This is a genomic window from Pseudacidovorax sp. DMC4, from assembly GCF_056314265.1.
Genome location: NZ_JBQUYR010000011.1, coordinates 47,274 through 70,455 on the forward strand (window position 1 = coordinate 47,274; position 23,182 = coordinate 70,455).

The 23,182-nt window shown below is 69.9% G+C and carries 20 protein-coding genes; 13 read left to right on the forward strand and 7 right to left on the reverse strand.

Annotation, left to right across the window (positions count from 1 at the left end; all coding sequences use genetic code 11):
- Positions 1-5 precede the first annotated feature (5 nt).
- Positions 6-1,805: a 2-oxo-4-hydroxy-4-carboxy-5-ureidoimidazoline decarboxylase gene (gene uraD, locus ACT54X_RS20010; protein ID WP_476348113.1), complete on the forward strand. Its 1,800-nt coding sequence runs from the start codon at positions 6-8 to the stop codon at positions 1,803-1,805.
- Positions 1,802-3,040, forward strand: a complete 1,239-nt coding sequence (locus tag ACT54X_RS20015) for a M20 family metallopeptidase (RefSeq protein ID WP_476348115.1) — start codon at positions 1,802-1,804, stop codon at positions 3,038-3,040. Before uraD ends, ACT54X_RS20015 begins: the two co-directional genes overlap by 4 nt.
- Positions 3,041-3,113: 73 nt before the next feature.
- Here the strand turns inward: ACT54X_RS20015 and ACT54X_RS20020 are convergent, their stop codons facing one another.
- Positions 3,114-3,725, reverse strand: a complete 612-nt coding sequence (locus ACT54X_RS20020) for a LysE family translocator (protein WP_476348117.1) — start codon at positions 3,723-3,725, stop codon at positions 3,114-3,116.
- A 149-nt stretch (positions 3,726-3,874) separates the two neighbouring features.
- Complete coding sequence (locus ACT54X_RS20025) at positions 3,875-4,855, reverse strand: LysR family transcriptional regulator (protein WP_476348119.1); 981 nt, start codon at positions 4,853-4,855, stop codon at positions 3,875-3,877.
- 120 nt (positions 4,856-4,975) lie between these two features.
- On the opposite strand from ACT54X_RS20025, the gene ACT54X_RS20030 reads away from it, so the two are divergent.
- The 3 genes from ACT54X_RS20030 to ACT54X_RS20040 all read left to right on the forward strand — a co-directional run bounded on the left by ACT54X_RS20030 (position 4,976) and on the right by ACT54X_RS20040 (position 8,579).
- Positions 4,976-6,385, forward strand: a complete 1,410-nt coding sequence (locus tag ACT54X_RS20030; protein WP_476348121.1) for a M20 family metallopeptidase — start codon at positions 4,976-4,978, stop codon at positions 6,383-6,385.
- Positions 6,386-6,421: 36 nt separating this feature from the next.
- Positions 6,422-7,402, forward strand: a complete 981-nt coding sequence (locus ACT54X_RS20035; protein WP_476348123.1) for a Bug family tripartite tricarboxylate transporter substrate binding protein — start codon at positions 6,422-6,424, stop codon at positions 7,400-7,402.
- 103 nt (positions 7,403-7,505) lie between these two features.
- On the forward strand, positions 7,506-8,579 hold the full coding sequence (locus ACT54X_RS20040) for an AI-2E family transporter (protein WP_476348125.1): 1,074 nt from the start codon (positions 7,506-7,508) through the stop codon (positions 8,577-8,579).
- Between the two features lie 53 nt (positions 8,580-8,632).
- On the opposite strand, the gene ACT54X_RS20045 is transcribed toward ACT54X_RS20040, so the two are convergent.
- Entirely contained in the window at positions 8,633-9,538 is a 906-nt protein-coding gene (locus ACT54X_RS20045) for a LysR family transcriptional regulator (protein ID WP_476348126.1), read from the reverse strand.
- Positions 9,539-9,730: 192 nt separating this feature from the next.
- Here ACT54X_RS20045 and ACT54X_RS20050 point away from each other — a divergent pair, with 192 nt between their 5' ends.
- The 4 genes from ACT54X_RS20050 to ACT54X_RS20065 all read left to right on the forward strand — a co-directional run bounded on the left by ACT54X_RS20050 (position 9,731) and on the right by ACT54X_RS20065 (position 14,386).
- Positions 9,731-11,038: a C4-dicarboxylate transporter DctA gene (locus ACT54X_RS20050; protein WP_476348128.1), complete on the forward strand. Its 1,308-nt coding sequence runs from the start codon at positions 9,731-9,733 to the stop codon at positions 11,036-11,038.
- Positions 11,039-11,049: 11 nt separating this feature from the next.
- Entirely contained in the window at positions 11,050-11,757 is a 708-nt protein-coding gene (locus ACT54X_RS20055) for a GntR family transcriptional regulator (RefSeq protein ID WP_294375716.1), read from the forward strand.
- 366 nt (positions 11,758-12,123) lie between these two features.
- The gene (locus ACT54X_RS20060; protein WP_354319442.1) at positions 12,124-13,617 is read left to right on the forward strand and encodes an NCS1 family nucleobase:cation symporter-1; all 1,494 of its coding nucleotides are present in this window, start codon (positions 12,124-12,126) and stop codon (positions 13,615-13,617) included.
- 22 nt (positions 13,618-13,639) lie between these two features.
- Entirely contained in the window at positions 13,640-14,386 is a 747-nt protein-coding gene (locus ACT54X_RS20065; protein WP_476348131.1) for an aspartate/glutamate racemase family protein, read from the forward strand.
- Between the two features lie 67 nt (positions 14,387-14,453).
- On the opposite strand, the gene ACT54X_RS20070 is transcribed toward ACT54X_RS20065, so the two are convergent.
- From ACT54X_RS20070 to ACT54X_RS20080, 3 genes are read right to left on the reverse strand one after another with little or no spacing between them, the layout of a single operon-like run.
- The gene (locus ACT54X_RS20070) at positions 14,454-15,728 is read right to left on the reverse strand and encodes an AI-2E family transporter (RefSeq protein WP_476348133.1); all 1,275 of its coding nucleotides are present in this window, start codon (positions 15,726-15,728) and stop codon (positions 14,454-14,456) included.
- Positions 15,725-16,492 carry a LytR/AlgR family response regulator transcription factor gene (locus ACT54X_RS20075; protein WP_294375704.1) on the reverse strand — a complete coding sequence of 256 codons (768 nt, stop codon included), beginning with the start codon at positions 16,490-16,492 and terminating at the stop codon, positions 15,725-15,727. The genes ACT54X_RS20070 and ACT54X_RS20075 overlap by 4 nt, the downstream gene beginning before the upstream one ends.
- A complete protein-coding gene (locus ACT54X_RS20080; RefSeq protein ID WP_476348135.1) occupies positions 16,489-17,562 on the reverse strand; it encodes a sensor histidine kinase in 1,074 nt (357 codons plus the stop codon). Before ACT54X_RS20080 ends, ACT54X_RS20075 begins: the two co-directional genes overlap by 4 nt.
- 136 nt (positions 17,563-17,698) lie before the next feature.
- On the opposite strand from ACT54X_RS20080, the gene argH reads away from it, so the two are divergent.
- Positions 17,699-19,099, forward strand: coding sequence for an argininosuccinate lyase (gene argH / locus ACT54X_RS20085; protein ID WP_476348137.1), 1,401 nt, complete (start codon positions 17,699-17,701; stop codon positions 19,097-19,099).
- 70 nt (positions 19,100-19,169) lie between these two features.
- On the opposite strand, the gene ACT54X_RS20090 is transcribed toward argH, so the two are convergent.
- Positions 19,170-20,075, reverse strand: a complete 906-nt coding sequence (locus ACT54X_RS20090; protein ID WP_476348139.1) for a LysR substrate-binding domain-containing protein — start codon at positions 20,073-20,075, stop codon at positions 19,170-19,172.
- 184 nt (positions 20,076-20,259) lie between these two features.
- Between ACT54X_RS20090 and ACT54X_RS20095 the strand changes: the two genes are divergently transcribed.
- From ACT54X_RS20095 to ACT54X_RS20105, 3 genes are all read left to right on the forward strand, one after another.
- A complete protein-coding gene (locus ACT54X_RS20095) occupies positions 20,260-21,288 on the forward strand; it encodes an amidohydrolase family protein (protein WP_476348313.1) in 1,029 nt (342 codons plus the stop codon).
- Between the two features lie 154 nt (positions 21,289-21,442).
- On the forward strand, positions 21,443-22,126 hold the full coding sequence (gene ligK, locus ACT54X_RS20100) for a 4-carboxy-4-hydroxy-2-oxoadipate aldolase/oxaloacetate decarboxylase (protein ID WP_476348141.1): 684 nt from the start codon (positions 21,443-21,445) through the stop codon (positions 22,124-22,126).
- 65 nt (positions 22,127-22,191) lie between these two features.
- A complete protein-coding gene (locus tag ACT54X_RS20105) occupies positions 22,192-23,181 on the forward strand; it encodes a Bug family tripartite tricarboxylate transporter substrate binding protein (protein WP_476348143.1) in 990 nt (329 codons plus the stop codon).
- The last annotated feature ends 1 nt before the right edge of the window (position 23,182 follow it).

A 23,182-nucleotide genomic window follows, 5' to 3' on the forward strand; every position in this document is an offset into this window, starting at 1 on the left:
CGACCATGGCCCTGACCATCGAACAACTCAACGCCGCCTCCGCCGCCGACGCCGTCGCACTGCTGGAGGGCACCTACGAGCATTCGCCCTGGGTGGCCGAAGGCGCGCTGGGGGAGCGGCCCTTCCGCTCGCTGCAGCACCTCAAGGCCGCCATGGCCCAGGTCGTGACGCGCGCGCCGGCCGAGCAGCAGCTCGCCCTCATCCGCATGCACCCGGAGCTGGCCGGCAAGGCGATGGAGAGCAACGCCCTCACCGCCGAATCGACCAACGAGCAGAGCAAGGCGGGCCTGACCGCCTGCACGCCGGAAGAGCTGGCTCGCATCCGCGAACTCAATGCGGCCTACGGCCAGAAGTTCGGCTTCCCCTTCATCCTGGCCGTGCGCGGCCCGCGCGGCACCGGCCTGCCCAAGGCCGAGATCCTGGCCACCTTCGCGCGGCGGCTGAACAACCATCCGGACTACGAGCGGGCCGAGGCGCTGCGCAACATCCACCGCATCGCCGAGATCCGGCTCAACGACAAGTTCGGCGTCTCGCCCGAACTGGGCAACCAGGTGTGGGACTGGCAGGAACAGCTGGCCGTGCACAGCGACCCCGGCTATGCCGAGCAGGGACAGCTCACCGTCACCTACCTCACCCAGGCGCACCGCGCCTGCGCGCTGCAGATCAGCACCTGGATGCACGAGGTGGGCTTCGACTCGGTCGAGATCGATGCGGTGGGCAACGTCATCGGCCGCTACGAGGCCGAGGGCTTCGTCACCAGCGGCGGTGCCGTGCCTGGTGCACCCACGCTGCTGACCGGCTCGCACTACGACACGGTGCGCAACGGCGGCAAGTACGACGGCCGGCTGGGCATCTTCGTGCCCATGGCCTGCGTCAAGGAACTGGCCCGCCAGGGGCGCCGGCTGCCCTTCGCCTTCGAGGTGGTGGGCTTCGCCGAAGAGGAAGGCCAGCGCTACAAGGCCACCTTCATCGGCTCGGGTGCGCTCACCGGCCACTTCAACCCGGCCTGGCTGGACCAGGCCGATGCCGACGGCATCACCATGCGCGAGGCCATGCAGCAGGCCGGCCTGAAGATCGAGGACATCCCGAAGATCCAGCGCGACCCGGCCAAATACCTGGGCTTCATCGAGGTGCACATCGAGCAGGGCCCGGTGCTCAACGAGCTGAACCTGCCGCTGGGCATCGTCACCTCCATCAACGGTGGCGTGCGCTACGTGGGCGAGATCCACGGCATGGCCAGCCATGCCGGCACCACGCCGATGGACCGCCGCCGCGATGCGGCCTGTGCCGTGGCCGAGCTGATCCTGGCGGCCGAGAAGCGCGCGCGCCAGGACGCCGATTCGGTGGCCACCGTGGGCATGCTGCACGTGCCCGGCGGCTCGATCAACGTGGTGCCGGGCCTGGCCAAGTTCAGCCTGGACATCCGCGCGCCACGCGACGACCAGCGCAATGCCGTCATCGCCGACGTGCTGGCCGCGCTGGAGGAGATCTGCACCCGCCGCGGCCTGCGCTACACGCTCGAAGAGGCCATGCGCGCCGCCGCCGCGCCCAGCCATCCGGACTGGCAGGCCCGCTGGGAGACCGCCGTCGAATCGCTCGGCGTGCCGCTCTTCCGCATGCCCAGCGGCGCCGGCCATGACGCCATGAAGCTGCACGAGGTCATGCCGCAGGCCATGCTTTTCGTGCGGGGCCTCAACGGCGGCATCAGCCACAACCCGCTCGAATCCACCACCAGCGACGACATGCAACTGGCCGTGCTCGCCACGCAGAAGCTGCTGGACAACCTCGCGAAAGAACAACGATGACCGACTACGCCCAGCTCGACGCCTGGATCGACGCCCATTTCGACGAGGAGGTCAAGTTCCTTCAAGAAATGGTGCGCGTGCCCACCGACACCCCGCCGGGCAACAACGCACCGCATGCCGAGCGCACCGCCGAGCTGATCGCCGGCTTCGGCTTCGAGGCCGAGAGGCACGCCGTGCCCGCGCAGGAGGTCAAGGACTACGGCCTGGAGTCGATCACCAACCTGATCGTGCGCCGCCGCTATGGCGACGGCGGCCGCACCGTGGCGCTCAATGCGCACGGCGATGTGGTGCCGCCTGGCGAAGGCTGGACGCATGACCCCTACGGTGGCGAGATCGTGGACGGCAAGCTCTACGCCCGCGCTGCGGCCGTGAGCAAGAGCGACTTCGCCAGCTTCACCTTCGCCGTGCGCGCGCTGGAGGCGGTCGCGAAGCCGGCCAAGGGCGGCGTCGAGCTGCACTTCACCTACGACGAGGAATTCGGCGGCATCCTGGGCCCCGGCTGGTTGCTGAAGAAGGGCCTCACGAAGCCCGACCTGATGATCGCCGCCGGCTTCAGCTACGAGGTGGTCACGGCCCACAACGGCTGCCTGCAGATGGAAGTGACGGTGCACGGCAAGATGGCCCACGCTGCCATTCCCACCACCGGCGTGGATGCGCTGCAGGGCGCGGTGCACATCCTCAACGCGCTCTATGCGCAGAACACCCTCTACCAGCAGGTCACGTCGAAGGTGGAAGGCATCAGCCATCCGTACCTCAACGTGGGCCGCATCGAAGGCGGCACCAACACCAACGTCGTGCCCGGCAAGGTGGTGTTCAAGCTCGACCGCCGAATGATCCCGGAGGAGAACCCGGCCGAGGTCGAGGCCGCCATCCGCGACGTGATCGCCAAGGCGGCGGCCGAGTTCAAGACGCCGGCGGGCGGCATCGAGGTCGAGGTCAAGCGCCTGCTGCTGGCCAATTCGATGAAGCCGCTGGCGGGCAACCAGCCGCTGGTCGAGGCCATCCAGAAGCATGGCGAACAGCTCTTCGGCCAGCCGATTCCGGCCATGGGCACGCCGCTCTACACCGACGTGCGTCTGTACGGCGAGGCGGGCATTCCCGGCGTGATCTACGGCGCCGGCCCGCGCACGGTGCTGGAGTCGCACGCCAAGCGCGCCGACGAGCGCCTGGAGCTGGAAGACCTGCGCCGCGCCACCAAGGTGATCGCGCGCACGCTGGCCGACCTGCTGGCCTGATCCTCCGCGGCCCCTGCACTGACCGTTCGCGCTGAGCCTGTCGAAGCGCCGCCCCTGGCGCGGCACAACGCGATCAGCCGCGCAGCGGCAACAGGATGCCGATGGCCGCAAACAGCGCGCCGCAGGCCCGGTTGAAGCCGCGGCCCACACGCGCCAGCCAGGCGGTGATGCGCTGGGCCAGGCTGGCCAGCACCAGTTCGGTCAGGAACTCGATCAGCAGGAAGGTGCACGCCATCACCGCGAACTGCACGGCCACGTTGCGGGCCGGGTCCACGAACTGCGGCAGGAAGGCGGCGAAGAACAGAATCCCCTTGGGATTGGTCGCCGCCGCCAGGAAGCCCTGGCGGAACAGCGTGGCACCCCGCGCCTGCGCCGCATTCGGCGGCCGCGCCACCTGGATGGGCGGCGCGCGCCACACCTGTACGCCCAGCCACACCAGGTAGGCACCGCCCACCCACTTGAGCACCGTGAGCCACACCAGCGAGGCCTTCAGCAGCGCGCCGATGCCGAACATCGACAGCGCGATGACCAGCAGGAAGCCCAGGCTGCCGCCGAACAGCGTGTAGAGCGTGCGGCGCCGGCCATGCAGCGCGCCGTGTGTCAGCGCCAGCAGGCTGTTGGGGCCGGGCGAAAGCGACAGGCCGAGGGCCGCGAGGGCGTAGACGAACCAGACGTGCAGGGCCATGGGCAAGAGGGCGGGAGGAGGAGCGGCGAGCATAGCCGTGCAGGTTGGCGGCGGTGAGCCCGATGCCAGAGCGATCCGCGCGGGCCTGATGCCCCCACACCCGTTCGCGCTGAGCCTGTCGAAGCGCCGGCCCCGGGCCTTCCACGCGCTCAGCCCGAACGGCTGGGTGAGATCGGGACTCGCGCCGGCGCCGCCCGCCTCGCCCGCCCCAGCTTGCGCCGCCCGACCGCCTGGATGGCCTGCGCCAGGTGCGTGGCAAAGGCCCGCACCGGCTCGGTGGGCGTGCGGCCGGGCAGCGACAGCAGCCGCAGCCGCCGCTGCTGCAGGGGCGCCTCGGCAAAAGGCCGCGCCAACACCGTGCCGTCGGCGATCAGGTGCGCCACCGTCAGGTGGCCCGACAGCACGATGCCCGGCATGCGCAGCAAGGGCAGCAGCACCGACGAGAAGTTGCTCTCGAAGGCCGCCACATAGCGCAGCCCCTGCAGGCTGCAGGCCTGGTCGAAGAGCTGGCGCGTGGTCATGCCGCGGCTGCCGAGATACAGCGGAAAGGCCACCACCTGCGCCACCTCCACCGCCGTGTGGCGCGCCAGCGGATGCTCGGGCGCCATCACGGCATAGACGGGCGCAGGCGCCTCGTATTCCACATGCAGTTCCGATTCGGGCGCCACGCTGTACTTGAGGCCCAGGTCCGCCTCACCGCGCAGCAGCCAGCGCGCGACCTCGTCGGGCGAGCCGACACGCAACTCCAGCCGCGCCTCGCCATGCGCATCGCGGAAGGCCTGCATCGCGCCCGGCATGAACTGCGGCGCGAAGCCTTCGGTGCAGGCCACGCACACGCGCTGCGCCTGCACGCGGCCCAGGGCGCTCGCCTGCTCCAGCGCCTGCAGGCCGTCGGCCACCGCATGGCGCAGGTAGGCAGCCAGGCGCTCGCCGGCGGCGGTGGGCGTCATGCCGCGGGTGCGGCGCTCGAAGAGCGGCGTGCCCATCTCGTCCTCCAGCCGGGCGATCTGCCGGCTCACGGCCGAGGGCGCCACATGCAGCCGGGCGGCCGCCTGGTTGACCGAGCCGGTCTGCGCCACCTCCAGGAAGTGGCGCATCGGGATGCTGAGCAGTTGGGGAGCACGGGCCATGGCGACCGATTCTGCCCCCGCCACCATTGCCTGCCAGGCAATACGGCCGCGACAAAACGATAGGCCAGGCAACGGGTTTCCGGCCTTCCCCTTGCATGCATCGCCGGCACAGGATCACCCATGCACCGAAACGATGCCCTCACCCTGGCCCAGTCGGCCCTCGACAGCGGCCGCCTCTTCGCCGACCTGCGCCGCCGGGTCGCCCTGCGCACCGAAAGCGATGGCGGCAGCGTGCCGCCCGCCCTCGCCGCCTACCTGACGGACGAGCTGCGCCCCAGCCTCGAAGCCCTGGGCTTCGACTGCCGGCTCTGCCCCAACCCCGACCCGAAGGGCGGCCCCTTCCTCATCGCCCGCCGCATCGAGGATCCGGCCCTGCCCACGCTGCTGAGCTATGGCCACGGCGACGTGGTGAGCGGCCAGGATGCCCAATGGCGCGAGGGCCTCGCGCCCTGGACGCTGGTGGCCGAGGGCGAGCGCTGGTACGGCCGCGGCACATCCGACAACAAGGGCCAGCACAGCATCGCGCTGGCCGCGCTGGAGGCCGTGCTGCAGGCCCGCGGCGGCCGGCTCGGCTTCAACATGACCTGGCTGTTCGAGACCGGCGAGGAAGCCGCCTCGCCCGGCCTGGCCGCCGTGTGCGCGGCCGAGCGCGCCGCGCTGGCGGCCGACCTGTTCATCGCCAGCGACGGACCGCGGGTGGGCACGCGCCAGCCCACGCTCTTCCTCGGTTCGCGCGGGGCCGTCAACTTCACGCTGCGCATCCGCAGCGGCCGCACGCGCGGCTACCACTCGGGCAACTGGGGTGGCGTGCTGGCCAATCCGGCCACGCGCATCGCCCATGCGGTGGGCACGCTGGCGGATGCACGCGGACGGCTGCTGGTCGAGGCGCTGCGTCCGCCGCCAGTGGACGACGCCGTGCGCCGCGCCCTGGCCGACATTCCCATCGGCGCCGAGCCGGACGATCCGCCGCTGGATGCCGACTGGGGTGAGCCGGGCCTCCTGCCCGCCGAGCGGCTGGTGGCCTGGAACACCTTCGAGGTGCTGGCCCTGGAAGCCGGCAACCCGCAGCGGCCGATCAACGCCATTCCGCACCAGGCCGCGGCGCACTGCCAGTTGCGCTTCGTAGTGGGCACCGACTGGGAGCGAACCGCCGAGCATGTGCAGGCGCATCTGGCGGCCCATGGGTTCGAGGACGTCGAGGTCCAGGTGACGCTCGCGGGCGCCGCGACCCGGCTCGACCTGCGCAACCCCTGGGTGGAATGGGCGGTCGGCTCGATCACCCGCAGCGCTGGCCACGCACCGCATCTGCTGCCCAACCTGGCCGGCTCCCTGCCCAACGACATCTTCGCCACCCAGCTGGGCCTGCCGACGCTGTGGGTGCCGCACGGCCATGCCGGCTGCGCCCAGCATGCGCCCAACGAACACCTGCTGGTGCCCCTGGTGCGCGAAGGCCTGGCCGTGATGGCCGGCCTGTACTGGGACCTGGGCGAGCCGGGCGCGGCGCCCTGGCCGGATCGCGCCATGGGCTGAACCGATTCCATTTCGAACTTCCAGCAAGGACCTTCCATGAACAAACGCCACTTCCTCGGCACCGGCGCCGCCTTCGCCCTCGGCGCCGCCCTGCCTTCCCTCGGCTTCGCGCAGGAGCCCTGGCCCAGCCGCAGCGTGCGCCTGGTGGTGCCTTTCCCGCCCGGTGGCGGCACCGACATCGTGGCGCGCGCCCTGGGCCAGAGGCTGGCCGAGCGGCTGGGCCAGCCGGTGGTGATCGACAACAAGCCGGGAGCCTCCACCATCATCGGCACCGATGCCGTGGCCAAGGCCGCGCCGGACGGCTACACGCTGCTGCTGTCGGGCTCCACCAGCTACAGCGTCAATGCCGCGCTGCGCGCCAAGCTGCCCTATGACCCGGTGCGCGATCTGGCGCCCATCGGCATCGTGGCGCGCACGCCGCTGGTGCTGGTGGTGGCGGCCAGCGCGCCGTGGCGCACCGTCGACGAACTGGTGCGCGCCGCGAACGCCAAGCCGCAGTCGATCCGCTATGCCACCTTCGGCAGCGGCTCCGGCCCGCACCTGGCGGGCGAGCTCTTCGCCCTGGCTTGCGGCGCGAAGCTGCAGGACGTGCCGTACAAGGGCAGCGCCCAGGCCACCATTGCCGTGATGGGCGGCGAGATCGAGATGGGCATCGACACCGTCGCCGCGGTGGCACCGCATGTGCGCGCCGGCAAGCTGCGCGCCCTGGGCATCGTCGGCGCCACGCGCTCCAGCCTGCTGCCCGACGTGAAGACCCTGGCCGAACTGGGCCTGCCCGACGCCACCTTCGACGCCTGGTACGGCCTGGCCGCGCCGGCCCGCAGCCCCGCCGTCGCACTCGACCGCCTGGCCAGGGAAACACGCGCCCTGCTGGCCGACCCTGCGCTGCAGGCCACGCTCAAGGCCCAGGGCATGGAGCCCGTGTGGATCGACGCCGCGGCCTTCCGCAGCCAGATGGAAGGCGAGATCTCGCGCTACCGCGCCCTGGCCCACCGGGCCAACATCCCGATGGAGTGAAGAAGTCTGGGCGCTTCGTGAAGAAGCGCACGCCGGCCCCGGTGTCGGCGGCATCCCCTCCGACAGCTTGCGGTCATGGCGGGCGGCTACATTCGCTGCCACCATGAACTCCCCTCAGCTGCAGCGCGGCTTCTTCCTGTTCCTGCTGGCGGCGGTCACCGTCGCCTTCGTCTGGATCCTGATGCCCTTCTTCGGGGCCGTGCTGTGGGGCGTGGCGCTGGCCATTCTGTTCACGCCGCTCTACAAGCGGCTGCTGAACAAGTTCGGCAACCGGCGGCGCACCCCGGCGGCGCTCGCCACCCTGGCCCTCGTGCTGGTGATCGTGATCATCCCGCTGTCGATGATCGCGGTGACGCTGGTGCAGGATGTGGTGCTGGTCACCCAGCGCATCCGCTCGGGCGAGCTCAATTTCGTCAACTATTTCCAGCAGATCGTGGGCGCGCTGCCGACGTGGGTCACCAATCTGCTGGACCGTTTCGGGCTGGGCAACCTGGAGGCCGTCCTCGAAAAGCTCAGCGCCGGCGCCGCCCAGGGCAGCCAGATGCTGGCTTCGCAGGCGCTGAGCATCGGCCAGAACACCTTCGACTTCCTGGTGAGCTTCTTCGTGATGCTCTACCTGCTGTTCTTCCTGCTGCGTGACGGCGCGGACCTGTCCAAGACCATCCGCGAAGCCGTGCCGCTGGCGCGGCCTCACACCCACTACCTGCTCAACAAGTTCACCACCGTCATCCGCGCCACCGTCAAGGGCAACGTGGTGGTGGCGGCGGTGCAGGGCACCATCGGCGGGCTGGCTTTCTGGGCGCTGGGCGTGCAGGGCGCGCTGCTGTGGGGCGTGGTGATGGCCTTCCTGTCGCTGCTGCCGGCCGTGGGCGCGGCGCTGATCTGGGCGCCGGTGGCCATCTACTTCCTGGCGACCGGCGCCCTCGTCAAGGGCCTGGCGCTGGTCTTCGTGGGCGTGTTCGTGATCGGCCTGGTCGACAACCTGCTGCGCCCCATCCTGGTGGGCAAGGACACGCAGATGCCCGACTACATCGTGCTGATCTCCACCATCGGCGGCATGGCACTGTTCGGCATCAGCGGCTTCGTGATCGGGCCGGTGGTGGCGGCGCTGTTCATGGCGGTGTGGGGGCTGTTCATGGCCTCGAACGACGAGGACGGCAACGCGCCGCATACCTGAGCGCAGCGCCGACGACCCGCCAGCCGGATTGCCGGTACCGCGCCGCCGCGCGGTCAACCCGAGCGCCACCAGCCTTCGCCGAAGCGGCCCTGCAGGAAGGCCGTGAAGGCCGCCACCTTGGCCGGCACCAGCCGCGGCGAGGGAAAGACGGCATGGATCTCCTGCTCCTGCAGCCGGTAATCGGCCAGCACCGGCAGCAGCCGCCCCTGTGCCAGTGACTCCTCCGCCACGTAGCGCGGCATGAGGGCGATGCCCAGCCCCTCCCGCGCCGCCGCCAGCACCGCCGACAGGTTGTTGGAGCGCAGCCGCCCGGCCACTGGCACCGTCAGCGCCTCGCCACCTGGCCCGTGCAGGCGCCACACGTCGTCACCCACCACGCTGCTGTAGATCAGCGCCTGGTGTGCGGACAGCTCCGCCGCCGAAACGGGTGTGCCATGCGCCTCCAGGTAGGCGGGCGAGGCGACCATCACCCACGGATTGCTGCCCAGGTAGCGCGCGCCGAGCGTGGAATCGGCCAACTTGCCCATGCGGATGGCCACGTCGATGCCCTGGGCGACCAGGTCCACGTAGCGGTCGTCGAAGCTCAGGTCCACCTGCACCTGCGGATGGGCGCGCATGAACTCCAGCGCCAGCGGCACCACCACCCGTCGGCCAAAGGCCACCGAGGTCCCGATGCGCAGCAGGCCCTGCGCCTCGCTGCGGGCCTGGCGCGCGATGTCGTCGGCGGCCTGCACCTCGCGCACGATGGCCTTGCACTTCTCGTAATAGAGCGCGCCGGCCTCGGTCAGGCTCACGCCGCGGGTGTTGCGGTTGAGCAGCCGCACGCCCAGGCGCCGCTCGGTGGCGGCCACCTGCTTGGTCACGGTGGGCTGGGTGGTGTGGAACTCGCGCGCCGCCTGCGAGAAGCTGCCGCTCTCGGCCACGCGCACGAACATTTCCATGGCCTGCAGTCGGTCCATCGGGGGGTCTCCTTCTTCGGCAATGCCGCATCGCCTGCGCCGACCGTCGCCGCGCCCCGGTCGTCACGCACCCGGGATTACCCGCTGATGCTGGCATGCGTCGCTTGCCTACATTGCTTGCATGCAAGATTAACGGGCGTGGCCGGGCGTCGAAGCCCGGGCTTGCCCGCATACCCACGGAAGGCACCTCCCATGTTCCGCTTCGCACGCTCCCTCTTCGGCCAGGTCGTCATCGCGCTGGTGCTCGGCGTGGCCGCCGGCCTGCTCGCGCCCGAGTTCGCCGTCAAGCTCAAGCCGCTGGGCGACGGCTTCATCAAGCTGATCAAGATGATCATCCCGGTGCTGGTGTTCTGCGTCGTGGTGCACGGCATCGCCGGTGCGGGCGACCTCAAGCGCGTCGGCCGGGTGGGTGTGAAGGCGCTGGTGTACTTCGAGGTGCTGACCACCGTCGCCCTGGCGCTGGGCCTGCTGCTGGCCTGGTGGTTCCAGCCCGGCGTGGGCATGAACGTGGACCCGAAGGCGCTGGACGCCTCGGCCATGAGCGCCTATGCCTCCAATGCCGACAAGCTCACCAGCGGCGGCACGGTGGACTTCCTGATGAAGCTGATCCCCACCACCGTGGTCAGCGCCTTCGCCACCGGCGACGTGCTGCAGGTACTGCTGTTCGCGGTGCTCTTCGGCTGCGCGCTCACGCTGCTGGGCGACACCGGCCGGCCCGTGGCGCAGCTGGTGGACACGCTGTCGCTGGTGCTGTTCAAGATCATGGGCATCCTGATCAAGCTGGCGCCGCTGGGCGTGTTGGGCGCCATCGCCTTCACGGTGGGCCGCTACGGCGTGGGCTCGCTCAAGCAGCTGGGCATGCTGGTGGCGCTGTTCTACGGCGCGGTGCTGTTCTTCGTGTTCGTGGTGCTGGGGCTGGTGATGCGCATCTCGGGCTTCTCGCTCTGGAAGCTGCTGCGCTACCTGCGCGAGGAGCTGGCCGTGGTGTTCGCCACCACCTCGTCGGACAGCGTGCTGCCGCAGATCATGGCCAAGCTGCGCCACCTGGGCGTGCGCGACTCGACGGTGGGCCTGGTCATTCCCACCGGCTATTCCTTCAACCTGGACGCCTTCTCGATCTACATCACGCTGGCGGCGGTGTTCATCGCGCAGGCCACCAACACGCCGGTCTCCACCGCCGATCTGCTGACCATCCTGGCCATCGCGCTGGTGACGTCCAAGGGCGCGCACGGCGTGCCGGGCTCGGCCATCGTGGTACTGGCGGCCACGCTGCATGCGATTCCGGCCATCCCGGCCATCGGGCTGGTGCTGGTGCTGTCGGTGGACTGGTTCATGGGCATCGCCCGCGCGCTGGGCAACCTGGTCGGCAACTGCGTGGCCACGGTGGCCATCGCCGCCTGGGAAGGCGACATCGACCGCGAGCGCGCCCGCCGGGTGCTGGACGGCGAGCTGCCCGCCACGCTCGACACGGCCGTCCTCGGCCACGCCGACGGCCGGTGAGAATGCGGCCCATGGCCGATACCGACAGCGTTGTGAGCCCCACCGCCATCGCCCGCCGCGTCGTGGAGGCGATCCTGGCGCAGAAGCTGGCGCCCGGCCAGCGCCTGGGCGAACAGGCCCTGGCCGACCTCTTCGGCGTCAGCCGCACCATGGTGCGCGAGGCGCTGATGCAGCTGCAGGCGCGCGGCTTCGTGGAGGTGCAAAGCAAGCGCGGCTGGTTCGTGGTGCAGCCCTCGGCCGAGGAGGCGCGCGACGCCTTCGCGGCGCGGCGCATCGTCGAATCCGGCATCCTGTCCGACGCGGGCCGGCCGCTGGCCCAGGTGATCCGCACCCTGCGCACCCACGTGCGGGACGAGCAACGGGCCATCGAAGGGGCCGACGCCGCCACCCGCGCCTTCCTGCTGGCCGACTTCCATGTCTGCCTGGCCGAGCAGATGGGCCACCGCCTGCTGACCGACGTGCTGCGCGACCTGACGGCGCGCACCACGCTGGCGGCCACGCTCTACCAGTCGCGGCACGAGGCCAGCGAATCGTGCGCCGAGCACGCCGCCATCGTCGCGGCGCTGGAAGACGGCGACACCGCCCGCGCCCGCACGTTGATGCTGGCGCACATCGGCAACGTCGAGCGGGCACTGGAGCCCGAGGCGGCGCCGGATGCGGACGTGCAGCGGCTGCGCGCCGCCTTGGTGCCCGTCGCACCGCGACGCGGCGCCGCCTGAATGGCTCTTGCGCCGCTGGTGCCGGCGCGACCGAGGCATGAGAACCCGGTGGTCGGCTCGCTCATTGCCATCGGACGGCGGCCTGGACGCCCCGGTCAGCTCCGTCGGGAAGCCGCTCGCGCCCCTATTCCAGCATTGACCATCAATCTGGCGTAAGCGTGCGCTAGCTTTTGGGCGCATCGCACCGGGTTGTCACCGCGCATCCTCCGTGCTCATTTCGGATCCGACCTCGGGAATCTCCTGAGCCGCGCAACTGGCACAGCGCTTGCGATCCAATTTTTGTATACAAATAATGCACCCAATTCGTTCAGTTCCACGCGGCCTGACCGGCGCCGCACCCCTCCAACGACCCGATCAGGAGCCCCCATGAACACGGCCACCACCACCCCGCTCGCCGCCGCTGCCGCGGCAGAGCCCCTCGGCCACGGCAACGCGGCATCGCACGCCCTCATCAAGCCCGGCTACGACCCGGCGCTCACCAACGAGGACCTGGCACCGCTGAAGCAGCAGACCTGGGGGCAATACAACATCTTTGCCTTCTGGATGTCCGATGTGCACAGCGTGGGCGGCTACATCACGGCGGGTAGCCTGTTCGCGCTGGGGCTGTCCAGCTGGCAGGTGCTGGTGGCCCTGCTCGTGGGCATCGTGATCGTGCAGTTCTTCTGCAACCTGGTGGCCAAGCCCAGCCAGGTCACGGGCACGCCGTATCCCGTGATCTGCCGCGCCTCCTTCGGCGTCAAGGGCGCCAACATCCCGGCCATCATCCGGGGGCTGATCGCGGTGGCGTGGTACGGCATCCAGACTTACCTGGCCTCGGCCGCTTTCATGGTGATGGCGCTGCACCTCTTTCCCAACCTGGCACCCTACGCCGACGTGGCACAGCACGGCTTCGCCGGCCTGTCGACACTGGGCTGGGTCGCCTTCATGGTGATGTGGGTGCTGCAGGCCTTCGTGTTCTGGCATGGCATGGAAGCCATCCGCAAGTTCATCGACTGGGCCGGCCCGGGCGTGTACGTGGTCATGGCCATCCTGTGCGGCTGGCTGGTGTGGAAGGCCGGCTGGAAGAACATCGACCTCAATCTGGGCGGCGTCAAGTTCGAAGGCTGGGACGCGCTGCCGGTGATGCTGTCGGCCATCGCGCTGGTGGTGAGCTACTTCAGCGGCCCGATGCTCAACTTCGGCGACTTCTCGCGCTACGGCAAGAGCTTCGACGCGGTGAAGAAGGGCAACTTCTGGGGCCTGCCGGTCAACTTCGTGTTCTTCTCGCTGCTGACGGTGATCACCACCGCCGCCACGCTGCCCGTGTTCGGCGAACTGATCACCGATCCGGTGCACACCGTGGGCAAGATCGACTCCACCACCGCCGTGGTGCTGGGCGCGCTGACCTTCATGATCGCCACCATCGGCATCAACATCGTGGCCAACTTCGTCTCGCCGGCCTTCGACTTCTCCAACGTGGCGCCGCAGCACATCAGCTGGCGCACCGGCGGCATGATCGCCGCCGTGGGCTCGATCTTCATCACGCCCTGGAACCTCTACAACAACCCCGAGGTGATCCACTACACGCTGGACATCCTGGGCTCCTTCATCGGCCCGCTGTTCGGCATCCTGATCGCCGACTTCTACCTGGTGCGCCGCCAGCACGTCGTAGTGGACGATCTCTACACCATGAAGCCCACCGGCCTGTACTGGTACAGCCATGGCTACAACCTGAAGGCCGTCGCCACGATGGTGCCCTCGGCCCTGATCCCGATCCTGTGCGTGTTGGTGCCGGCCTGGCGCGGCGCCGCCAACTACGCCTGGTTCATCGGCATGGGACTGGGCTTCGTCATCTACGCTGTGCTGTCCCGCCGCTCCTGATTCCGAAGAAAACGCCCTGTCCATGCGCATCAAGGTCATCAACCCCAACACCACCCAGAGCATGACCGACAAGATCGGTGCCTGCGCCCGCGCCGCGGCGCGGCCGGGCACCGAGGTCATCGCCGTGAGCCCGGCGATGGGCCCGGTCTCCATCGAAAGCCACTACGACGAGGCCCTGGCCACGCCAGGCCTGCTGGCCGAGATCGCGGCCGGCGAGGCCGCGGGCGTGGACGGCTACCTGATCGCCTGCTTCGGCGACCCGGGCCTGAAGGCCGCCCGCGAGCTGGCCCGCGGCCCGGTGCTGGGCATCGCCGAGGCGGCGATGCATGCGGCCAGCTTCATCGGCAGCCGCTTCACCGTGGTCACCACGCTGGCGCGCACCATGGGCCAGGCGCACCACCTGGCGGAGGCCTATGGCATGGCCCGCTTCTGCGCCCGCGTCCGGGCCTGCGAGCTGCCGGTGCTGGAACTTGAAGACCCGCGCTCCAACGCCCGCGCACGCATCCTCGACGAATGCCGCCGCGCGCTGGACGAGGACGGCTGCGACGTGCTGGTGCTGGGCTGCGCCGGCATGGCCGACCTGTGCCGCTCGCTGTCGGAAGAACTGGGCGTGCCGGTGATCGACGGCGTGTCCGCCGGTGTGACGCTGCTGGAGTCGCTGGTCTCGCTCGGCCTGAAGACCAGCAAGCGCGGCGAGCTGGCGCATCCGCTGCCGAAGCCCATGACGGGGTTGATGCAGCCCTTCGCGCTGGGCTCGGGCGCGCGCTGAGCGGCGAGGTCGGCGCTCGGCTTCGCCGCACAGTGCCCGCAACGGGTGCCGCGGGCCGCGCGGCCGTTCAATCGCCCAGCAGCTCGCCCACCGGCCGAAGGTCGTCCACCCGGTCGCAGACCGACTTGATGACCATCATGATCGGCATGCCCAGGAGCAGCCCCCACACGCCCCAGATCCAGGCCCAGAAGATCACGCCCACGAACACCGCCACCGGGTTCATGCGCGAACTGCGACTGGTGAGCCAGGGCACCAGCAGGTTGCCCACCAGCGTGTGGATCAACAGCGAGGTGCCGGCCACCAGCAGCGCCATGCCGATGGTGCCGAACTGCAGGAAGGCCACCAGGCCCGCCGCCCCCAGCACCAGCACCGAGCCAATGTAGGGGATGAGGTTGGTGACGCCCGCGATGATGCCCCACACGGCCGCGTTCTCCAGCCCCAGCGCCCAGAAGGCCAGGCCGGTGGTCACGCCCACCAGCGCGCTGCTGAGGATCTGAACCAGCAGGTAGCGCTGGATGTGGCCCGTGATGTCGTCCAGCACGTGCACCGTGACCTTCTTCTTGTGCAGGCTGGGTCCGGCCATCTTGACCAGCTTGCGCCGGAAGGTGTCGCCCGAGCACAGCGCGAAGAAGGTGAGGAAGAGCACCAGCGTGGCCTGACCGGCGCCTTCCATCAGGCCCACGGTGCCGCTCCAGAGATAGTCGCGCACGTTGAAGGGCGGGCGCTCGATGATCACGCGCTGCACGCCGCGGCGGAAGGTGGTGGGCGAGCCTTCATTGGCGGCGCGCTCCAGGTGGTCGGCAGCCTGCTGCACGGTGTCCAGCGGGCTCGCCTTGACCGACTTGGTGCGGATGGCATTGCGCAGCTTCTGGGCCGCCGCGGGCAGCGCGTCGACCAGCTGGCCGGCGCTGCCCGCGAGCGAATAGCCGGTCCAGGCGGTGCCGCCGGTCAGGGCCAGCAGCAGCACCGCGGCGCCGGCCCAGCGTGGCAGACGCCAGCGCTCCAGCCGATCGACGACGGGCGAGAGGGCATAGACGAGCATCAGGCTCAGTGCCAGCGGGATCAGCACCGCCGACGCCCAGCGCAGCGTGTAGATGCAGGCCAGCACGCCGAGGATGACGAGCGAGGCGCTGCGCACATCGACCGGCATGTGCAACAGAAGGCGCGGTGGATCGCTGCTGCCCGGCTCGGGCACCGCGCCCCGGGCGCGCTCGGCCTCGGCCTCGCGGATGGCCCGGTCGGTGGCCGACTCGGCCGCGGACGGCGGGGGTTCCGAGGGTTCGAGAGCGACGACCTCGGGCACGTCTGTGCCAGCGCCGGATGGCGGCACCGGGGCGCTCATTCCGAGCGCTCCCGCAGCGCGTCGCGCACCGCTTGCAGTTGCCGGCGCGACACCGGCAGCAGCTCCTGCAGGCCGGCAAGGCGCACGGCCCAGCCCTCGGCGTCCTCCCCGCCATCGTGGCGCTCCAGGGCCCGGATCGCGCCGCGCGCCACCAGCGTGCTGCGGTGCACCCGCAGGAAGCGCTCGCCATGCCGCGCCTCCAGGTCGTTGAGAGAGCCGTCCAGGATCAGCTGGCGCTGCGCCGTGCGCACGGTGATGTATTTCAATTCGGCCTTCAGGTAGAGAACTTCGGAGAGCGGCACGCGCTCGAGACGCGCGCGGTCCTGGATGAGCAGATGCCCGGTGTCGGGCGGCTCGGCGCGGCGCTGGCGCAGATGGCGCTGCGCACGGGCCAGCGCCTCCTGCAGGCGGGCTACGCGCACCGGCTTGGTCAGGTAGTCGGCGACATCGAGCTCGAAGGCACCCAGCGCATGTTCGGCATGGGCGGTGACGAACACGATGGCGGGCGCCTCGGGCTGGCCGCGCAGTTGGTCGGCCAGCGCCATGCCGTCGAGGCCGGGCATGGCGATGTCCAGTAGCAGCAGGTCCACCGGCGTCTCGCGCAGCAGCGGCAGCACGACGCGGCCATCACCGGCTTCGCCGACGACTTGCGCGGCCGGCGCCCGGCAGTCCGCCAGCAAGGTGCGCAGGCGGGCGCGTGCCAGGGGCTCGTCGTCCACCAGCAGGATGCGCAGCGGCGCGGTGTCGGCGGGCAACAGGCTCATGACTGCGTTCTTTTCGGCTTGTCCGTCAGGTCGGCGGGAATGTCGATGCGCACCCGCCAGCAGTCGCGGTCCAGGCCGGCGCTCAGGCTGGCCTGCAGGTCGTGCAGCAGTCGCAGGCGGCTGCGGACGTTGTCCAGCGCGATACCGTGGCCGCGCGGCAGGGGCGACTCGGCCCAGCGCAGCGGCGGCAGCGTGTTGACCACCTCGATGACCACGCGGGAGCCGCGGCGTTCGGTGCGGATGCGCAGCTCGCCACCCTCGGGGCTCGGCTCGACGCCATGGCGTACCGCGTTCTCCACCAGCGGCTGCAGCAGCAGCGGCGGCAGGCGCGCGCCGGCTGCGGCCTCGTCCAGCTGCCAGGCGATGCGAAGGCGCGGGCCGAAGCGCACCTGCTCGATGGCCAGGTAGCGCTGGGCCAGGTCGATCTCCTCGGCCAGCGAGGCGGACTCGCCGGGCTCCGCGAGCGCCTGCCGGAAGAGTTCGGCCAGGTCCTCCAGCATCGCCTCGGCCCGGGCCGGATCGTCGCGGACCAGGGCGATGGCGCTGTTGAGCGTGTTGAAGAGGAAGTGCGGACGGATGCGCTGCTGCAGTTCGGTGAGCCGCGCCGTGGCTGCGGCCGGCATCTGCGCCGCGGTGCGCAGATTCATCACCGCCATGGCCGCCGCGCCGAAGAGTCCGCCCGCCCAGGCACCCGCCAGCCACGGCGCCTGCGCGACCGCGCCCGTGCCCTGCAGCACCGCGCAGCCATACAGGCCGGCCAGCACGCCCGCGATCGCTGCCGCCAGGTACTGCGGAACGGGGCGCCAACGCCCCAGGCGGCGGCGCAGCGCGCAGGCCGCGATGAGCCACAGCAGGGTGGCCGGCATCACGCCGCCCGTGGCGGTGGCAAAGCGCATCAGTGCGTCGGCGGCCGACTCGGCCACGAAGGCCACCGCGACGGCGGCCAGCAACTCGGCGGCCAGCACCACCCGGATCACCATCTCCGGCCGGCAGAAGTCGGATTGCGGCGCCATGGCCGCGCGGGCAGGGCTCGCTGAAGGGCGCGCCGATAAAATCCGGGGGTTTCGCATGGCTGGCGACGCTGAGGGGCCGCCGATTATGGCCCTGGCCTCGCGCACGACGGCGCGTCGCCACCCCGCTGCCGCCCCTCTGTTCCACGGCCTTCCTGCCCTGCCGCTCTTCCAAGGCCCCTCGCGGCCCCGACCCATGACCCAGAACCAATTCGACAAGAAATCCGAAGCGTGGTCCGCGCTGTTCTCCGAGCCCATGAGCGAACTCGTGCAGCGCTACACCTCCAGCGTGTTCTTCGACAAGCGGCTTGCGCAGGCAGACATCGAAGGCTCGCTGGCTCATGCAGAGATGCTCGCCGCCCAGGGCATCATCGGTTCGCAGGACCTGGCCGACATCCAGCGTGGGATGGGTCAGATCCGCAGTGAGATCGAATCTGGCAGCTTCGAGTGGAAGCTGGCCCTGGAGGACGTGCACCTGAACATCGAGGCCCGCCTGACGCAGCTGGTGGGCGATGCCGGCAAGCGTCTGCACACCGGCCGCAGCCGCAACGACCAGGTCGCCACCGATGTGCGCCTGTGGCTGCGCGGCGAGATCGATCTGATCGACGGCCTGCTCACCGACCTGCAGAAGGCGCTGGTGAAGATCGCCGCCGAGAACGTGGACGCCATCCTGCCCGGCTTCACCCACCTGCAGGTCGCGCAGCCGGTGAGCTTCGGCCACCACATGCTGGCCTATGTGGAGATGTTCGCCCGCGACGCCGAGCGCCTGGCCGACCTGCGCCGCCGCGTCAACCGCCTGCCGCTGGGCGCCGCGGCCCTGGCCGGCACCAGCTATCCGCTGGACCGCGAGCGCGTGGCCCGCACCCTGGGCATGGAAGGCGTGTGCCAGAACAGCCTGGACGCCGTGAGCGACCGCGACTTCGCCATCGAGTTCACCGCCTTCGCCAGCCTGGCGATGGTGCACGTGAGCCGCTTCAGCGAGGAACTGATCCTGTGGATGAGCCAGAACTTCGGCTTCATCCAGATCGCCGACCGGTTCACCACCGGCTCATCGATCATGCCGCAGAAGAAGAACCCCGACGTGCCCGAGCTGGCGCGCGGCAAGACCGGCCGCGTGGTCGGCCACCTGATGGGCCTGATCACCCTGATGAAGGGCCAGCCCCTGGCCTACAACAAGGACAACCAGGAAGACAAGGAGCCGCTGTTCGACACCGTCGACACGCTCAAGGACACGCTGCGCATCTTTGCCGAGATGGTGGGCGGCATCACGGTGCGCCGCGAGGCCATGGAGGCCGCCGCCCTGCGTGGCTACGCCACCGCCACCGACCTGGCCGACTACCTGGTGAAGAAGGGCCTGCCTTTCCGCGACGCGCACGAGACGGTGGCCCATGCCGTCAAGACGGCCATCGCCGAGGGTGTGGACCTGTCGCAGCTGCCGCTGGCCACGCTGCAGCGGTTCAACCCGGCGATCCAGGACGACGTGTTCGGCGTGCTGAGCCTGCGCGGTTCGCTGGAGGCGCGCAACACGCTGGGCGGCACCGCGCCGGTGCAGGTGACGGCGCAGATCGCGCGGCACCGGACGCGGCTGGGCGACTGAGCGCGGCTTCTTTGCTGCGAGGAAGGGCGCCGCGGGGCGCCCTTTTCGTTGATGCCGGCGCCGCGCCGGATCAGCCCCCCGTTTCCGCCGCCACCGCCTTGAGCAACTCCAGCGCCGCGGCCTGCGTGCGCGTGACTGGCCGCTGCGCGCTCACCGCCACATGCGCCTGCACCTGCAGACGCGGCGGGCCGATGGGCCGCACGCTGAAGGCGGAGGGACGGATCGAGGTCTGCACGGCCCGGCGCGCCAGGATCGCGCAGCCAGCGCCATCGGCAACCAGATCGAGGATGGCGGGCACGCCGTCGATCTCCAGCGCGATCTGCGGCTCGCAGCCCAGCGCCGCCATCTCCGACTCCACATGCATGCGCACGGCATTGGGCCGGCTCGGGATGATCAGCGGCAGCTTCGCCACCTCCGCCAGCGGGATGGGCGGCGGCGGCGGGTCTTCGGCCAGGCCGGGCGGGCGGGCCTGTACCAGCATCAGTTCCTCGGTCATCAGCGGCGCGATGTCCAGCCCGGCGATGGGCTTGGCCTCGTAGAGCACGGCGATGTCCAGCCGACCGGCGGCCAGCGCTTCGTGCATCGAGATCGACAGGCCCTCGCTGATGGAAAGTCGCGCCTCGGGCAGTTCGCGGCGAAAGCGCCGGGTCAGCGGCACGGCCAGCGCGCGCGCCACCGTGGGCGGCAGGCCCAGCGCCACCCGGCCCGCCAGGCCGCCGCGCACCCGGGCCAGTTCCTCCTGCGCCCGCTGCACCTGGTGCAGGATGCCGCGGCCATGCTCCAGCAGCAGGGTGCCGGCTTCGGTGGGCGTGACGCCGCGGCCGTTGCGCACCAGCAGGTTCTGGCGCAGCTCCACTTCCAGCGTGCGCACCTGCCGGCTGAGGGCCGGCTGGGCGATGTCGAGCGCCAGCGCGGCGCGGGTGAAGCTGCCCAGCTCTACCACCCGGACGAAGTACTCCAGCTGTTTCAGATCCATGACGTCAGACGCATATCGACACGCATGCTATAGCAGTTTGTTCTAGCTGCTAGTCGATCTGCCCCCTGGAGGCGGACGGGGTCACGGCACAGAATGGGCGCTGCCTTCCAGACCCGCGGCCGGTTGTCACCGGCCCGCCCCGCCCTTCCCAGGAGACGCCATGCCGAAATCCAACGGTCAGCCGCTGATCATCGACTGCCACGGCCACTACACCACCGCCCCCAAGGCCCTCGAGAACTGGCGCAATGCCCAGATCGCCGGCATCAAGGATCCGTCGGCCAAGCCCGACCCGGCCAGCCTCAAGATCAGCGACGACGAGCTTCGCGAGTCCATCGAGCAGAACCAACTGCGCCTGATGAAGGAGCGCGGCAGCGACCTGACCATCTTCAGCCCGCGCGCCAGCTTCATGGCCCACCACATCGGCGACTTCGAGGTGTCCAGCACCTGGGCCGCCATCTGCAACGAGCTGTGCTACCGCGTGAGCCAGCTCTTCCCCGACAACTTCATCGGCGCGGCCATGCTGCCGCAGTCGCCGGGCGTGGATCCCAAGACCTGCATTCCCGAGCTGGAGAAGTGCGTCAAGGAATACGGCTTCGTCGGCATCAACCTGAACCCCGATCCGTCGGGCGGCCACTGGACCAGCCCGCCGCTGACCGACCGTCACTGGTACCCCATCTACGAGAAGATGGTGGAGTACGACATCCCGGCCATGGTGCACGTCAGCACCAGCTGCAACGCCTGCTTCCACACCACCGGCGCGCACTACCTCAATGCCGACACCACGGCCGTGATGCAGTGCATCCAGGGCGACCTGTTCAAGGACTTCCCGACGCTGAAGTTCGTGATCCCGCACGGCGGTGGCGCGGTGCCCTACCACTGGGGCCGCTTCCGCGGCCTGGCGCAGGAGATGAAGAAGCCGCTGCTGGAAGAGCACCTCCTCAACAACATCTTCTTCGACACCTGCGTGTACCACCAGCCGGGCATCGACCTGCTGACCAAGGTGATCCCGGTCAAGAACATCCTGTTCGCCTCCGAGATGATCGGCGCCGTGCGCGGCATCGACCCGACCACCGGCCACTACTACGACGACACCAAGCGCTACGTGAGCGCCACCGCCAACCTGACGGAGGACGAGCGCTTCCAGGTCTTCGAAGGCAACGCACGCCGGGTCTTCCCGCGCCTGGATGCCGCCCTCAAGGCCAAGAGCCTCTGACAGCGCCCGGATCGACTCCTCTCCCCTCTGGGGAGAGGCAAGGTGAGGGGCCCAGCGACGCTCGATGCGCGGCAACGTGCGCAGGCCGCGCGGCCCTCACCCCCCCACCCTCTCCCAGAGGGAGAGGGAGCCAGACATCTCAAGGAGAACCGACATGTATGAATTAGGCGTCGTCTATCGCAACATCCAGCGCACCGACCACGAGACCGCGGACGGCCTGGCCGCCCTGGGCTCGGCCACGGTGCACGAGGCCATGGGCCGCGTGGGCCTGCTCAAGCCCTACATGCGCCCGATCTATCCGGGCCAGCAGGTGTCCGGCACGGCCGTCACCGTGCTGCTGCATCCGGGCGACAACTGGATGCTGCACGTCGCGGCCGAGCAGATCCAGCCCGGCGACATCGTGGTGGCGGCCATCACCGCCGAATGCACCGACGGCTACTTCGGCGACCTGCTGGCCACCAGCTTCCAGGCCCGCGGCGCCCGCGCCCTGGTGATCGACGCCGGCGTGCGCGACGTCAAGACGCTGCAGGAGATGAACTTCCCCGTGTGGAGCAAGTGCATCAGCAGCAAGGGCTGCATCAAGGCCACCATCGGCTCGGTCAACATCCCCGTGGTGTGCGCCGGCATGCTGGTGACGCCCGGCGACGTGATCGTGGCCGACGACGACGGCGTCGTCTGCGTGCCGCGCGCCGTGGCCGCCAAGACGCTTGAAGCCGCCCGCAAGCGCGAGTCCTTCGAAGGCGAGAAGCGCGCCAAGCTGGCCAGCGGCGTGCTGGGCCTGGACATGTACAAGATGCGCGAGCCGCTGGCGGCCGCAGGCCTCAAGTACATCGACTGATCCTTTTGTGTTCCCCGGCCAGCGCCCCGGAGCGGGCGCGGCCCCTTTCCACGTCGGAGACATCCATGAGCCTTTCCCGCCGCGCCGTGCTGACAGCCTGCGCCCTCGCCGCCGCCCTGCCCTTCGCCGCCCAGGCCCAGCAGCAGGCCACCTTTCCGTATGGCAAGCCGGTGCGCATCGTCAACCCCTTCCCCGTGGGCGGTGGCCCGGATGGCGTCTCGCGCCTGGTGGCCGACAAGCTGTCGCGCACCTGGGGCGTGCCGGTCACCGTGGACAACCGCCCGGGCGGCAACGGTTTCATCGCCATCGACGCCTGGAAGCGCGGCGCCAAGGACGGCACCGACCTGCTGCTGCTGGACAACGTCCACCTGGCCGCCTACCCGTCGCTGTTCAAGAAGCTGCCCTACGACCCGGCCAAGGACTTCGACGTCCTGCTGCCGCTGTTCAAGACCTACTTCTTCTTCACCGTCGGCGCCAACAGCAAGTACAAGACGGTGGGGGACATCGTGGCCGACGCCAAGGCGCGGCCCGGCAAGCTGAACTACGGCTCGTGGTCGGTCGGCAATCCCGTGCACCTGGGCACGGAGCTGTTCAAGTCGGCCACCGGCACGCAGATGGAGCACGTGATCTTCAAGGAGACCACGCAGCTCTATACCTCGGTCTCCACCGGCGACATCGATTTCGCCCTGGGCAGCGCCGCCACGGCGGGTCCGCTCTACCAGTCCGGCAAGCTGCGCTTTCTGGCCGTGACCGGTCCGCAGCGCATGGCCGCCTACCCCGACGTGCCCACCGTGGCGGAATCCGGTGGCCCCAAGGGCTTCGAAGTGACGGGCTGGAACGCCATCGCCGTCCCGCGCGGCCTGCCCGATGCGGTGACGGAGAAGATCAAGCGCGACATCGAGCAGGCGCTGACCGGCCCCGACGTGCAGGCCCGCTTCAAGAGCTTCGGCTACGAGCCCTTCCCGGTCACGCGCCCGCAGTTCGAGCAGTTCGTGAAGAGCGAATCGCAGCGCTTCGGCGACGTGATCCGCAAGGCCAACGTCTCCCTGGACTGAC